Genomic DNA, 13157 nt, shown 5'->3' with positions numbered 1-13157 from the left:
GAAACCGAAGCGGGGGAAGTTTTCGTGATCGATGTGCTCATCGCCGGTGGCGGGCCGACCGGCGTGATGCTGGCAGCCGAGCTGCGGCTGCAGGGCGTGGACGTGGTCGTGCTGGAACGCGATGCCGAGCCGAGCAAGATCGTGCGCGGGCTGGGCCTGCACACGCGCAGCCTGGAGGTGCTGGACCAGCGCGGGCTGCTGGAGCGGTTCCTGGAGGTCGGCACGACCTACCCGATCGGGGGATTCGCGGGGATCGCCAAACCGATCCCGCCGGACCTGGACACCGCGTTCCCGCACACGCTCGGCGTGCCGCAGACCGTCGTCGAGGGGCTGCTGAGGGAGCACGCGATCGAGGTCGGCGCCGATCTGCGGTACGGCCACGAGGTCGTCGGACTGAGCCAGGACGACGAAGGCGTGACGGCGGAGCTGGCCGACGGCTCGCAGCTGCGTGCGCGCTACCTCGTCGGCTGCGACGGCGGCCGCAGCACCGTGCGCAAGCTGCTCGGGATCGAGTTCGCCGGCGACCCGTCGCGGCAGGAGTGGCTGCTGGGCGAGGTCGAGCTGCAAGCGCCCGCCGACGAGGTGCTCGCCGTGATGACGGAGGTCCGCAAGACCCAGCTCGGGTTCGGCGCCGGCCCGCTGGAGACCGGGGGCTACCGGCTCGTCACGCCGGCCCTGGAGGTGGCCGAGGACCGCACGCGCCCGCCGACGCTGGAGGAGCTTCGGGAAGCCACGCGCGCGACCGCCGGAACCGATTTCGGCATGCACTCGCCGCACTGGCTGTCGCGTTTCGGCGACGCCACCCGCCTGGCCGAGCGCTACCGGTCCGGCCGCGTGCTGCTGGCGGGCGACGCGGCGCACATCCACCCGCCGATGGGCGGGCAGGGGCTCAACCTCGGCATCCAGGACGCGTTCAACCTCGGCTGGAAGCTCGCGGCCGCGGTTCACGGCTGGGCGCCGGCAGACCTGCTGGACACCTACGAGACCGAGCGGCACCCGGTCGCCGCGTCCGTGCTGAACAACACGCGGGCGCAGGCCGAGCTGATGTCGCTGGACCCGGGTCCGCAGGCCGTGCGCCGGCTGGTGTCGGAGCTGATGGACTTCGAAGAGGTGAGGCGGTTCCTGATCGAGAAGGTCACCGCGATCGGCATCCGCTACGACTTCGGCGCCGGCCCCGACCTGCTCGGCCGGCGGCTGCGCAACGTGACCCTGAAGCGCGGTCCGCTCTACACGCAGATGCACGCCGGGCGCGGGCTGTTGCTCGACCAGACCGGCGCGCTTTCCGTGGCGGGCTGGGCGGATCGCGTGGACCACGTCGTGGACGTCAGCGAGGAGCTGGACGCGCCCGCCGTGCTGCTGCGCCCCGACGGGCACGTGGTGTGGCTCGGCGACGACCAGCAGGAGCTGGCGGACCGGCTGTCGCGGTGGTTCGGCGCCTGATCCCGGAGTTCGACGCGGCCGGCGTTCTTCGAGCTGCCGGCCGCGTCGCGACGGTCAGGCCTCGCTGCCCCAGCCGCGCTGGAACCCGTCCGGGGTGAGGCCCTCGCGCTCGCCCGCGGCGTGGAAGATCGGCAGGTAGCGCTGCGCCTCGAACTCGCCGAGCTCCTTGAGCGCGGCGACCCCGGGGGACGCGAGCCACGCGTCGAGCTCCGCGGGTGAGTCCCAGTGCGTGAGCAGGAGGTAGCGCACGGGCGCGAGCTCGGGGAACTCCTGCAGCGGCCCGACGAACTGGAACGGCTGCGCCTCGAACTCGCCGACCACGGTCTCGAACGGCCGCACCCCGAACCCGGGCAGGCTTTCCGTCAGGTCCGACAGCACCTGCGCGGCTTCGGTTTCCGACAGCGGGGTCTGGCGCGCGAGCGCGATCTCGGAGAACACGCGGCCCCGGATCTCCTCGCCTTCCGCGGGAAGGCGCCACTTGCGCAGGTACACCGACTTGAACCACGTCCGGTGCGCCTTGTTCTGCACGGCCGTGTGCGCGCGGTCGTGGTACCAGTCGTCCATCGCCGCGGGCGTCGACCACTTTCCGCAGAAGTACAGCCACGGCGAGTTGGCGATGGGCCCGCCGATCACCGCGCGGAACCCCGGCGACGCCGCCGCCACGGGACCGAACTTGTCCTGCGCCGCCCAGAACTGCTCGTCGACACCGGGATTGAGGGTGAAGCACGCCTCCATCACGGTGAGGGTTTGCGGGATCGTCGTCGAAGAGGTCATGCGTCGCCCCTGTCGGTGTGTGGTGGTCGCCGCTGACAACAGCACGGAAGTCCGTGCCACCGCGGGCTTTCAGTGCCGAACACCATATGCCTCGCTCGCGACGGTCGTCAACGACAAGCGATACAAGAGCGGCCGACCGGGTGAACCGTCCACAATGGCGGCAAGTTTGAGAACACAACCTTGTGCAGTGATATTGACCAGAGAGTACGCGGAGGGCTACCGTCTGATTCCATCGAACACTCGTGTGCCATCAAAATCGGCGTCGCCCCGAACGGAGCTCTCCCCGTGGCCTCCTCGTTTCCCCTGCCCACGTCAGCCGAAGGCATTCCCGATGCGCTGCTCGCCCGTTTCAACTCCGGCGACGTCGACGCGATGGAAGACCTCTACGCGCCCGAAGCCGTGTTCGTGACCAACCCGGGAACCACGGTGAGCGGTTGGCCGGCGATCCGCGAACAGCTCGCCGTGTTCCTCGAGCGGAAGCTGCCCATGAACTGCGAAGTGCGCCACGCGTTCGTAGCCGGCGAGGTCGCGATGTTCGCGCTCGACTGGCGCCTCGAAGGCTCGGACGTTTCCGGGGTGTCCACCGACATCGTGCGCCGAGGCGCCGACGGCCGCTGGCGGTTCGTGATCGACAATCCGTTCGGCACCGCGGCTCGCGAACCCGCGTAGAGAATTCGCCCGCCCGGTCGGTGCCGGACGGGCGAGTTTCCCGGGAAAAGCTCAGGCGCTCAGGCCACCGTCGACGCGGAGGGTGGCGCCGGAGACGTGGTTCGCTTCGGCGCTCGCGAGGAAGGCCACCGCGGCGGCGGCGTCCTCCGGCTTGCCGATGCGGCGCAAGGGGACCGTCTGGGCGAGGGCGGTGTGGTCGAGCGGCAGCATGTCGGTGCCGGTGGGGCCGAGCTGGACGACGTTGACCGTGATGCCGCGCGGGCCGAACTCGTGCGTCCAGGAGCGGGCGTAAGCCTCGATGGCCGCCTTCGTGGCGGTGTAGTCGCCGTAGCCCGGGTTGCCGCCGGTCTGGATCGCGCCGATCGAGCTGATCAGGATGATCCGCCCGCCCTCGCCGAGGTGGGCGGCGGCCGCACGGGTGGCTGCGGCCACGGCGTGCGTGTTGACCGCGAACTGGCGGTGGTGGGCCGAGTCGTCACGGTCGGGGTCGTCGAGGCGGCCGGTGACGAGGATCGCGGCGTTGTGCACCAGGACGTCCAGCCGGCCGAACTCGGCGACGGTGTCCTCCACCAGCCCGACCGCCTCGCTCGCGCTGGCCGCGTCGGCGCGGAACGCCTTGGCGCGCACGCCCAGCGCGGTCAGCTCATCCACCAGGGATTCGGCTTGGTCCTTAGAGTTGACGTAGCTGAACGCGATGTCGGCGCCGTCTCGCGCGAGCCGCAGCGCGATGCCCCGGCCGACACCGCGGGATCCCCCGGTGACCAGAGCGACCTTGTCCTGCAGTGAGATCGTCATGGCTCCACCGTGACGACGCGCCGGTGGGCCGGCCACACCCCGACGTGGGTACCTTCACGGTTGCGCGGGCGGCGCCTCCTGCAGCCGGCCGAGCACGGCCGGGTCCTGAAGTTCCAGCCACCGGATCACTTCGCTGTAGGTGGCGCAGACGGTTTCCGGCTTGGTGCAGACCTCCCCCATGAAGTCTTCGGTCGCCTTCGCGAACGCGCCGCCGGCCCAGTCGTTGAAGTGGTTGGCCACGACCAGCGGTGCGCGGTTCCCGGCGAACGCCGCCTGGTACGCGCCGCGGTAGGTGGCCAGCGTGTCCGCGCGGAACTCGGCGGTGCGCGTGGCGTCGTCGCGAGCGTGGTTGAACTGGAACCACAGGTTGTAGTCCATCATGATCACTTTTTTGTTCAGCGCGGGCACTTTCACGTACGGCATCCAGAACTCCCAGATGCCGTCGAGCTGCTCGGGCCAGCGCACGCCCTCGGACGACTGGCTGGAGTCGTAGCGCAGGCCCGCTTCACGCATCGCGGGCAAGGCCTGTTTCCAGTCGCCTTCGAGACACGGTGTGCGGCCGCCGCGGATCGTGGCCGGGTCGACGTTCAGGCCGCGCTGAGCGCGCGCCTGGTCGACGAACTGGAAGAACTGCGCCAGCTCGTCGCTCCACGCGGCGGTCGTCCAATGGCCGACGCTGGGTTCGGCGCCGGTGCAGAAGTGACCGTTGTAGTGCGTGCCGATTTCCTGCGCCTGGGCCACAGCGGTGTTGAGGTCGGCGACGAGCGTGCGCACGTCCGCGTCCGACCCGCCGAACCCGATGGACGCCTTGCCGGGGCGGTGGCCGGGACCTTGGTACTGGTCACGTTGGTCGTTGGTCAGCAGGTAGATGCCGGAGAGGAAACCGCTCAAATGGGCGTTCACGGACTTGGCCAGCGGGAGGACCCGCTGCCAGTGCTCGTGGGATCCGGCGCCGTCGAAGGAAAACAGGACGAACTGCGGGGGTTTCTCCCCCGGTCTCAGCTTGTGCAGCCATTGCGCCGGCAGCGCGGCCGCCGGCGCGCTCGCGCCGCCGCCTTCCTGGGCGGGGGCGTCGTCGAAGACCAGCAGCGCCACCAACGTCAAGGCCAGCGCCACGCTCAGCGCGAGCACCGTTCTTCGCCGTCTGATCACTGCCTTGCTGGGCCGAGCCATCCCGCCTCCCTGTCCCCGGCGAAGGACACTACCTGCGCCGATGCCCGAAACCCGGGATTGACGGCGCGGCGAACAGCGCGGAAGTTATTCCTCTGCCGCACGGACATATGGTGATCATTACTCGCTGATTCAGCACTAGGATCGCTGAATGGAGCTGAGGCAGGTCGAGCACTTCCTCGCGGTGGTGCGGTGCGGGAGTTTCACCGCGGCCGCGCAGGAGGTGCACGTGGTGCAGTCGGCGCTGAGCGCGTCGATCCGCAAGCTCGAGGGCGAGCTGGGCACGTCGCTGTTCGAGCGGACCACGCGGCGGGTCGAGCTGACCGAGGCCGGGCGCGCGCTGGTGCCGGCGGCGCACCGGATCGTCGCCGACGTGGTGGCCGCGCGCGGCGAGGTGGCGGCCGTCGCGGGGCTGGCGAGCGGGCGCGTGTCGATCGGGACCATCCAGACGCTCACGGTGATCGACCTGCCGGCCAAGCTCGGGGTGTTCCGCACGCGGTACCCGGGCGTGCGCATCCACGTGCGCGAGGGACTGGTGCCCGATCTGGTGGCCGCGGTCGCCAGCGGTGAGCTGGACCTGTCGTTCCTCGCGGGCGAGGAGCCGTTGACCGACGAGCTGAGCAGCTTCGCGCAGTGGAGCCAGCAGCTGGTGCTGCTCTGCCACCCCGGTCACCGCCTCGGCCGGCGCCGCCGCGTCCGCCTCGCCGAGCTCGACGACGAGCCGTTCCTGGACTTCAGCGGCAGCGGGATCCAGGCCATGGTCGCGCGCCGCTTCGCCGACGCGGGCCTGCGGCAGAACCGCGTCTGCGAAGCCACGCACATGCCGTTGCTGGTGGAACTCATCGCCGCCGGGCTCGGTGTCAGCATCGTGCCGGAGCCGGTGGCCGAGCGCTCCGGCCTGCCGTTCGCCCGGATCGAACAGCCCACCTTCAGCCGCGCGATCCACCTGGCGGGCCGGGGTCCGGCTCCGACGAACCCGGCCGCGCGGGCCCTTCTGGCGCACCTGCTCTCGTGACCCTGACCCTGGGCCTGGCGAACAGCAGCGCGCACCCGACGAGCCCGAGCGCCATGGCCACCGTCGGGTAACCCACGAGCCCCGCGACTGCCGCCAACGCCAGCGCGCGCACGCCGAACCGCCGCAGCAGACGGACGAGGTCCGTGGTCTCGGTGTCCATGCGCTTGAGTATTCGCCGGGCCGGGTCAGCGAGTCCAACGCAGAATTTTGCTGGGATTCAGCTGTGTGGGAGCTGAATCAGGACCCCGTCCCACTCGGCCAGGTACCGCACGGTCCTCACCTTGAGCCAGGTGTGAAACTCGTTTTCGCCGTTGCCCTGCATCACGAAGACCCAGTCGCCGGCTCGCCAGATCAGCACCTGCCAGCTCTGGTCGGCGTCGTGGAACGGCCTTCTCGGAGTGCCCATCGGCGCGCGCGTCCACGTGCTCAGGTCCTGCTCGATCGGGCTCCACCACGGGAAGTCGATCTGCGTCTCGAGACCCCGGTCCACGAACCGGATTCCCGACCCGCCCGCGCTCGGATCGTCGAACACCTCGATCACGAACTCGTGGGCGACCGGGAAGTCCACCTCGAGCTCGCCCACCGTGCGGTGGTCCTCGATCCGCAGAACGGGTTCGTCGCGCATGCGGCCTCTTTCGACGTCGGGGCTCACCTCATTCTCGCAGGGCGCGGGTGTCGATTCCGGGAAACGCCGTTCGACGTACTCGTGACCACACCGGCAACGCGAGGAGAAAGCACATGGCCCACGACGCGAACGGTCCCATCCGGCTGTACATGTCGATGTCGCTCGACGGGTTCATCACCGGGCCCGACGACCGGCCCGGGCAGGAGCTCGGGGAAGGCGGCGGGCGGCTGTTCAACTGGCTCGACGACCGCCACGGCGACGGTCCCAGCGGCCGGATCTTCCAGGAGGCCATGGCGACCGGCGCGGTGATCTCGGGGCGGCGGACGTTCGAGCTGGCCGGGCGGTGGCAAGGCGATCACCACGACGGCGTGGCGATCAACGTCCTGACCCACCACGTCGATCCGGACGACCGGCCGCCCGGCAGCGCGCGGTTCTTCACCGACGTCGGCGCGTGCGTGGCCGAGGCGCGGGCCGCTGCGGGTGGGCGCGCGGTGCTGGTGCACGGCGCGGGCGCGGCGCAGGCGTTGCTGCGCGCGGGTTTGCTGGACGAGCTGGAGATCCACCTCGTCCCGGTGGTGCTGGGCGGTGGGCGGCGGCTGTTCGACGACACGCGCGTCGAGCTGCGGCAGGTTCGGCAGCTGACCGATCGGGACGTCACGCACCTGCGCTACGCCGTGGCGGGCCACCCCCGGTGAACGGAGGCGGCCCGCTGCGTCAAGAGATCAGCTGTGCGCCGCGGCCAGCTGGGACTGGTCGGTGGCCGGCGGGACGAGCTTCGGGTATTCCTTCTGGAACTTGGTGATCATCGTCGCGGAGGGGACGATCTTGTTCGGGTTGGCCTGGCTCGTGGCCTGCTTCTCGCCCCACGCGCCGGCGGCCTTGCGCTGGTCCGGGGTGCCGTGGCTGTGCTGGCAGTCGCCGATGGAAGCGTTGAGGTAGGTCACTTCCTGCTGGGTGCGGGCGTCCCACGCCTCACCCTTGGCGTGCGCGACGAAGTAGCCGCCGTACGCGTCGGGGCCCATCTCGCCGGACTCGTTGCGCGGGAAGTTGTCGTGGGCGAAGTCGACCTGGTGGCCGTATTCGTGGCCGAGCACGGCTTCCACCGCGACGTCGTCGAAGCCGAGCAGGTTGGTGGTGTCGAGGATGCCGTCGCCGAGCATCACGCGCTTGCCGCCGAAACTGTCGGCGGGCGCGGAAAACGCGTTGAGCGTCAGCAGCGGGTTGCGGCCGCCCTGCAGCACCGGAAGCTCGAAAAGCACCTTGTTCGCGAGCGCGGCCGCGTCCTTCACGCGCGCCGGCGCGAGGCCGAGGCCGAAGGTCTGCGCCATCTTGGTGGGGCTGCCGAGGTCGGTGCCCTTCCAGGCGACGAGCTGCACGTTCCAGCTCTCGATGTCCCAGAACCCGCGCAGCTTCGAAATGGCCGAGGTGGCGCGCGACGTGTACTGCCCGTCGGTGCCGAACACCTGCGGCTGCTTGTCGGTGGCGACGCCCTGCGCGTAGAGCTGACCGAGCGCGGAAAGCGCGTCGAAGGCCTGCCCCTCGACCGGCGTGAGCTGCGAGGCGAGCTGGTTCGCATACGTGAGCAGCGCACCCTCGGTGCAGTCCGCGGCCGGCTTCTGCTTCGCGTTGGTCTGCTTCCGGCCGATGTGGTCGATCGGCGAGTCGATCAACGAGTCGACGCCGGCCCGCGCACTCGCGGGAATGCCGTTGTACAGGTCCACGACGTTCTGGTACAGCTGCGTCACGTCCTGCTCGACCGTCGACGGCGCCGGCTCGGCCGCGAACGCCGGCACGGCCGTGGCCACCGTGAGCGCGCACAGCGTGCCCGCCGCGGCCAGAGTTCTGCTGAGCGTGCGTGGAAGTTTGGGCACAGGTGTTCCCCTCCTGAGAAAAGACCCGGGATCAAGATCGAGAATCAAGATCACCTTAGGACGGACTCAGGCCCCGAAACGGGCATCACCCGAAGACCCCCGGGATGGCCTACACCATTCGGCGGGGTCCCCCTGGCCGAAAGTACTAGGCCCGGGCCGGCCGTGGACAAAGACCGACGAAAGTGCTGGGCCAGGCAGGGGAAATCGGCGTTCCGGCTCAACCTTTCAACGCGCCGCTCACTGCATTTCGAATGAGTGCAGCAACGCCGGAAAGCGCTCGAACGCCTCCCCCAGCCGCGCGGCGAGCTCTTTCAGCAACGGCAGCCGCGTGGCCACGAACTCCGGCACCGGAAGATAGCCGGAAACCGTGGAACAACTGACGCCCGCGACCACCGAGCCGCCGAAGACCGGGCAGCCCAGTGCGGTGATGCCGACGTCGAGCTCGTCGACGACGACCGCGTAACCGTCCTGGCGGGCCTGGGCCAGCGAATCGCGCAAAGCCTCGGCGGAGGTGATCGTGGAGGCCGTTCGCGGGGCGAGCGTGGCGGCGGCGAAAAAAGCGTCGACGACGGCCGGGCGTTCGTTCGCCAGGATCGCGCGGCCCGACGCGCTGACGTAAGCCGGCACCCGAGCTCCCGGAGTGATGGCGAAGCGCATCAAGCGATCGGTCTGCGCGTGGCAGACGTGGAGGATGTCCGTGCCTGCCAAGGCCGTCAGGGAAACGCTGTCGCCGGTCTCGTCGCGGACGCGTTGCAGCAGCGGCTGCGCGAGGCTGCTCAGGTTCATCGCGCGCGTGTAGCCCGCCGAGAGCTCCAGCACGCGGGGTGTGAGGACGAACCGCTTGTCCACCTGAGCGAGGTAGCCGAGCTCCACGAGGGTGAGCAGGAAGCGGCGCGCGGCGGCCGGACTGAGGCCCGTGGCCGCGGCGACCTGGCTCAGGGACATTTCGGGCTGATCGGGCCCGAACGCCCGCAGCACCGTCAATCCCCTGGCCAGCGAGGTGACGAACTGTTCCTTGTCCGCGCTTGACATCGTCGCGATGCCCTTCCTAATCTCCGTTTACCGCCTAGCGGAAAAATATTCGCTAGGCGAAATTCTAGCACTGCTCCGGCTCAACGAGGAGGCTCGGCGTGCGCACCAACGAACAGTCGGCACACCTGACCAGACGAGCGACCATCGCGGCGACGTTCGGCACCGTGGTCGAGTGGTACGACTTCTTCCTCTACGGCACGGCGTCCGCGTTGATCTTCCCGAGCCTGTTCTTCCCGTCGGCCAGCTCGCTCAACGGCTCGCTGCTGTCGTTCGCCACGTTCGCCACCGGGTTCGTCGCCCGGCCGCTCGGCGGAGCGATCTTCGGGCACGTCGGGGACCGCATCGGACGCAAGAACGCGCTGGTCATCACGCTGCTGGCCATGGGACTGGCGACGCTGGCCGTCGGCCTGCTGCCCACGTACGGGCAGATCGGCGCACTGGCCCCGATCCTGCTGGTGGTGCTGCGGATCGTGCAGGGCATCGGCACCGGCGGCGAGTGGGGCGGCGCCGCGCTGCTGACCAAGGAGAACGGCAGCAGCCGGCCCGGGTTCTGGGGCGGGTTCCTGTCCAGCGCGGTGTTCGCGGGCCTGATCCTCGCGTCGGTCGTCTACGTCGTGATCGGCGCGCTGGTGGACAACCACCAGCTGCTGTCCTGGGCCTGGCGCATCCCGTTCCTGCTCAGCGTCATCCTCGTCGGCGTGGGCCTGTGGGTCCGCAAGGGCCTGCCGGAGACGCGCGAGTTCGCCCGCATCAAGCAGGCCGGCGAGCAGGAACGCGCGCCGCTGATCAAGGCGTTCAAGCAGCCGCGCAACATGCTCGCGATCTTCCTGATGCGCGTCGGCCAGAACGCGACGTTCAACATCGTCTCCGTCTTCATCCTCACCTACGCGACCACGCAGCTCGGGCTCGGCAAGTCGCAGATCCTGTGGGCGACGGTCATCGGCGCCGCGGTCGCGTGCGTGCTCTGCCCGGTCTACGGCCACCTCGGCGACCGCTTCGGCTTCGGCCGCGTGATGATCGTGGCCCTGCTCTTCCAGGCGGTGTTCGCGTTCCCGTTCTTCCTGCTGGTGGACAGCAAGGGCGTCGCACCGGTGATCATCGCCGTGACGGTCGGGATCGCGGGGGCGGGCGCGGCGACCGACGCCATCCAGGCCGGGTACTTCGCCGGGCTGTTCAGCACGCGCAGCCGCTACAGCGCCATCTCCGTCGGCCGGGAAGGCGGCACCGTGGTGGGTGGTGGCCTCGCGCCGCTGATCGCCACGGCGCTGCTGGGCTGGCTGCACGGCAGCCCGTGGGCGATCGCCGGCTGGATGGCGCTGACGAGCTTGATCGGCATCGTCGGAGTGCTGCTGGTGCGCCCGCACCACGAAGCCGAAGACGTCGTCACCGAGTCCGGCCGCACCGGTTCGGCCCTGATCTGAACGGGAACCGCGCATGACAACGGGAAACCTCGTGCTCGACGCCGCAGCCAGCACGGTGGGCACGCTCTTCGAAGACCGCGCCCGGACGCACCCCGGCCGCGTCGCGCTGCAATCCGGCGAGCGGCAGGTGACCTACGGCGAGCTGGCCGAGCGCAGCCGCCGGATCGCCGCGCTGCTGGCGAGCCGGGGGGTGCGGCGCGGCGACCGGGTGGCGCTGGTTTCGGAGAACCGCACCGAGTACCTGGAGATCACGCTCGCCGTGGCGCTGCTGGGCGCGATCGTCGCGTGCCCCGGCCTGCGGGCGGGCGCCGACGAGCTCGTGGCCTGCCTCGACCTCGTCGAACCCACGGTGCTGGTGACCTCACCGCGAGCCGACGAGAAGTTCGCCGCGCCACTGGGTTCCCGCCGGCGGCTGCTGCTGGGCGAGGCTTTCGAAGCTGAAGTCGCGGCGACAACCCCGTGGGCCGAGCCGTCGGCGGCGCAGCCGGAAGACGTCCTGATCATCATCTACACCAGCGGCACCACGGGCGTGCCGAAAGGCGCGGCCATCAGCCACCGCGCCGAGATCGCGCGCAGCTCCGCCACGCGCGCGGAGTACGGCCTCGCGGGTGACGACGCGTTCGTCGCCTGGTCGCCGCTGAGCCACATGGGCGCGTTCGACAACTCGGTGAGCACGCTCATCAGCGGCGGCAAGGTCGTGGTCGTCGACGGGTTCGACGCGGCCGAGCTCGCCCACGTCGTGGCCACCGAACGGCTCGGCTGGCTGCTGCTCATGCCCGGCACCGTCCGGCGCTTCGCGGACGTCCTGCGGGACAAGCAGATCACGCCGGCCGGGGTGCGCCTGTGCGGGGTGATGCCGGACCTCATCGGGCCGGACGAGATCGCCGAGATCACCGCGCTGCTCGACGCGCCGTTCGCGAACACCTTCGGCACCACCGAAACCGGGTGCCCGCCGGCTTCGGGCGACGCGCTCGCGGTCGGCGTGGAACCGGCGTCACTGTCCAAAGTGCAGAGTGGCTACTGCGAAATCCGGCTGGTCGACCCCGACGACCACGACGTCGCCGACGGCGAACCGGGCGAGATCTGCATGCGCGGGCCCACAGTGTTCAGCGGCTACTGGAACGACCCGGCCACCACCGCGCACGACTTCCGCGGCGGCTGGTTCCACCTCGGCGACGTGTTCGTGCGCAACCCCGACGGCACGCTGGACTTCGTCGACCGCGCGAAGTACCTGATCAAGAGCGGTGGCGAGAACATCTACCCCGCCGAGATCGAGCGCGCCCTGCTGCGCCACCCCGAGGTGCTCGAAGCCGTGGTCGTCCGCCGCGCCGACCCGACGTGGGGTGAGGTGCCGGTCGCGTTCGTGGCCCGGTCCGGCGACACGGCCGTGTCGGCGGAAGAGCTGATCGAGCTCTGCGGCGAACGGCTGGCGAAGTACAAGCGGCCGCGTGAGATCCGGTTCGTGGCGCCGGAGACGTTGCCGCGCAACGCGTCCGGGAAGGTCGTCCGCGGCGAGCTCGAGAAGCGAGCCTGAGCGTCGAAGGGAGGAACACGCATGTTGGGTGATTCACCGGAGTTCCGCTCCGACATCAGCTGGAGCACGGCGAAGAGCATCACGGTGTTCGGCCACGACCTGGTCGACGACCTCGTCGGCAAGGTCAACCTGGGCGACATGGGCTTCCTGGAGCTCACGGGCCGTCTGCCGACCCCGGGTGAGTCCACTGTGTTCAACGCACTCACCGTCAGCCTGGTCGAACACGGCATGACCCCGAGCGCCATCGCCTCGCGGCTGACGCACTACGGCGCACCGGATTCCCTGCAGAGCGCGGTCGCGGCCGGCCTGCTGGGGCTCGGGACGACGTTCGTGGGCTCCATCGAAGGGGCCGCGCGGTACGTGCAGGAGGCCGACCTCGACGGCGATCTCGCGGCGGAGGCGGGCGCGATCGTGGACCGGTTCGTCGCCGCGAAGACGCTCATCCCCGGCATCGGCCACCCGATCCACAAGCCGCTCGACCCGCGGGCGGAACGCCTGTTCACGCTGCTCGACGAGGCCGGCCTCACCGGGCCGGAGGTCGCGTTGATCCGGGAAGTCGCGCGCCAGGCGGGAATCGCGCTGGGCAAGGAGCTCCCGGTCAACGTCACCGGCGCGATCGGCGCCATCGCATCGCGGCTGGGCATCGACTGGCGCGCCGCGCGGGGCATCGGCGTGATGGCGCGGGCCGTCGGCCTCGTCGGCCACGTGCTGGAGGAGATCCGCAGGCCGACGGCACCGGCCATCTGGCGTGAGGTCGACGAGGCCGCGACCCGCCACCACGAGTGAGCGGCCCGGGGCCGGGCGCGGGCCC

At 70.2% G+C, this 13157-nt stretch carries 13 protein-coding genes; 7 read left to right on the top strand and 6 right to left on the bottom strand.

Annotated elements, in window-relative coordinates; translation table 11 throughout:
- Window positions 1-24: 24 nt before the first annotated feature.
- Window positions 25-1440 (top strand): rifampin monooxygenase, encoded by a 1416-nt coding sequence (rox, locus tag ACQPXB_RS07930; protein WP_432850459.1) that lies wholly within the window; start codon window positions 25-27, stop codon window positions 1438-1440.
- Window positions 1441-1494: 54 nt separating this feature from the next.
- Here the strand turns inward: rox and ACQPXB_RS07925 are convergent, their stop codons facing one another.
- The gene (locus ACQPXB_RS07925) at window positions 1495-2214 is read right to left on the bottom strand and encodes a hypothetical protein (RefSeq protein WP_386948937.1); all 720 of its coding nucleotides are present in this window, start codon (window positions 2212-2214) and stop codon (window positions 1495-1497) included.
- Between the two features lie 285 nt (window positions 2215-2499).
- On the opposite strand from ACQPXB_RS07925, the gene ACQPXB_RS07920 reads away from it, so the two are divergent.
- The gene (locus ACQPXB_RS07920) at window positions 2500-2883 is read left to right on the top strand and encodes a YybH family protein (protein WP_432850457.1); all 384 of its coding nucleotides are present in this window, start codon (window positions 2500-2502) and stop codon (window positions 2881-2883) included.
- Between the two features lie 51 nt (window positions 2884-2934).
- Here ACQPXB_RS07920 and ACQPXB_RS07915 read toward each other — a convergent pair whose 3' ends face one another.
- Together ACQPXB_RS07915 and ACQPXB_RS07910 are read right to left on the bottom strand one after the other, a co-directional pair.
- Window positions 2935-3678, bottom strand: coding sequence for an SDR family oxidoreductase (locus ACQPXB_RS07915; RefSeq protein ID WP_432850456.1), 744 nt, complete (start codon window positions 3676-3678; stop codon window positions 2935-2937).
- A gap of 54 nt (window positions 3679-3732) precedes the next feature.
- Window positions 3733-4851, bottom strand: coding sequence for a polysaccharide deacetylase (locus ACQPXB_RS07910; RefSeq protein WP_432850455.1), 1119 nt, complete (start codon window positions 4849-4851; stop codon window positions 3733-3735).
- A gap of 148 nt (window positions 4852-4999) precedes the next feature.
- Between ACQPXB_RS07910 and ACQPXB_RS07905 the strand changes: the two genes are divergently transcribed.
- Window positions 5000-5863, top strand: coding sequence for a LysR family transcriptional regulator (locus tag ACQPXB_RS07905; RefSeq protein WP_432850453.1), 864 nt, complete (start codon window positions 5000-5002; stop codon window positions 5861-5863).
- Between the two features lie 217 nt (window positions 5864-6080).
- Here the strand turns inward: ACQPXB_RS07905 and ACQPXB_RS07900 are convergent, their stop codons facing one another.
- Window positions 6081-6488, bottom strand: coding sequence for a hypothetical protein (locus ACQPXB_RS07900; RefSeq protein WP_366578936.1), 408 nt, complete (start codon window positions 6486-6488; stop codon window positions 6081-6083).
- Window positions 6489-6601: 113 nt separating this feature from the next.
- On the opposite strand from ACQPXB_RS07900, the gene ACQPXB_RS07895 reads away from it, so the two are divergent.
- Entirely contained in the window at window positions 6602-7183 is a 582-nt protein-coding gene (locus ACQPXB_RS07895; protein WP_366578934.1) for a dihydrofolate reductase family protein, read from the top strand.
- A 27-nt stretch (window positions 7184-7210) separates the two neighbouring features.
- Here the strand turns inward: ACQPXB_RS07895 and ACQPXB_RS07890 are convergent, their stop codons facing one another.
- Both ACQPXB_RS07890 and ACQPXB_RS07885 read right to left on the bottom strand, forming a co-directional pair.
- Window positions 7211-8359: a hypothetical protein gene (locus ACQPXB_RS07890; protein WP_366578932.1), complete on the bottom strand. Its 1149-nt coding sequence runs from the start codon at window positions 8357-8359 to the stop codon at window positions 7211-7213.
- Window positions 8360-8596: 237 nt separating this feature from the next.
- A complete protein-coding gene (locus ACQPXB_RS07885) occupies window positions 8597-9391 on the bottom strand; it encodes an IclR family transcriptional regulator domain-containing protein (protein WP_366578930.1) in 795 nt (264 codons plus the stop codon).
- Between the two features lie 98 nt (window positions 9392-9489).
- Here ACQPXB_RS07885 and ACQPXB_RS07880 point away from each other — a divergent pair, with 98 nt between their 5' ends.
- The 3 genes from ACQPXB_RS07880 to ACQPXB_RS07870 are packed head-to-tail and all read left to right on the top strand — an operon-like array spanning window position 9490 to window position 13132.
- A complete protein-coding gene (locus tag ACQPXB_RS07880) occupies window positions 9490-10812 on the top strand; it encodes an MFS transporter (RefSeq protein ID WP_432850449.1) in 1323 nt (440 codons plus the stop codon).
- A gap of 13 nt (window positions 10813-10825) precedes the next feature.
- Window positions 10826-12346, top strand: coding sequence for a class I adenylate-forming enzyme family protein (locus ACQPXB_RS07875; protein WP_432850447.1), 1521 nt, complete (start codon window positions 10826-10828; stop codon window positions 12344-12346).
- 21 nt (window positions 12347-12367) lie between these two features.
- Complete coding sequence (locus ACQPXB_RS07870; RefSeq protein ID WP_366578924.1) at window positions 12368-13132, top strand: citryl-CoA lyase; 765 nt, start codon at window positions 12368-12370, stop codon at window positions 13130-13132.
- The last annotated feature ends 25 nt before the right edge of the window (window positions 13133-13157 follow it).

The sequence above is a fragment of the Amycolatopsis sp. CA-161197 genome, assembly GCF_050942255.1.
GTDB lineage: Bacteria > Actinomycetota > Actinomycetes > Mycobacteriales > Pseudonocardiaceae > Amycolatopsis.
Note: the sequence above shows the minus strand (reverse complement) of the source record. Positions and strands in the feature narration are given on the sequence as shown.

Coding starts and splice junctions, on each gene's coding strand:
- ACQPXB_RS07885 (WP_366578930.1), bottom strand. CDS start 9,391: ATGTCAAGCGCGGACAAGGAACAGTTCGTCACCTCGCTGGCCAGGGGA.
- ACQPXB_RS07870 (WP_366578924.1), top strand. CDS start 12,368: ATGTTGGGTGATTCACCGGAGTTCCGCTCCGACATCAGCTGGAGCACG.
- ACQPXB_RS07900 (WP_366578936.1), bottom strand. CDS start 6,488: ATGCGCGACGAACCCGTTCTGCGGATCGAGGACCACCGCACGGTGGGC.
- ACQPXB_RS07915 (WP_432850456.1), bottom strand. CDS start 3,678: ATGACGATCTCACTGCAGGACAAGGTCGCTCTGGTCACCGGGGGATCC.
- ACQPXB_RS07895 (WP_366578934.1), top strand. CDS start 6,602: ATGGCCCACGACGCGAACGGTCCCATCCGGCTGTACATGTCGATGTCG.
- ACQPXB_RS07925 (WP_386948937.1), bottom strand. CDS start 2,214: ATGACCTCTTCGACGACGATCCCGCAAACCCTCACCGTGATGGAGGCG.
- ACQPXB_RS07875 (WP_432850447.1), top strand. CDS start 10,826: ATGACAACGGGAAACCTCGTGCTCGACGCCGCAGCCAGCACGGTGGGC.
- ACQPXB_RS07910 (WP_432850455.1), bottom strand. CDS start 4,851: ATGGCTCGGCCCAGCAAGGCAGTGATCAGACGGCGAAGAACGGTGCTC.
- ACQPXB_RS07905 (WP_432850453.1), top strand. CDS start 5,000: ATGGAGCTGAGGCAGGTCGAGCACTTCCTCGCGGTGGTGCGGTGCGGG.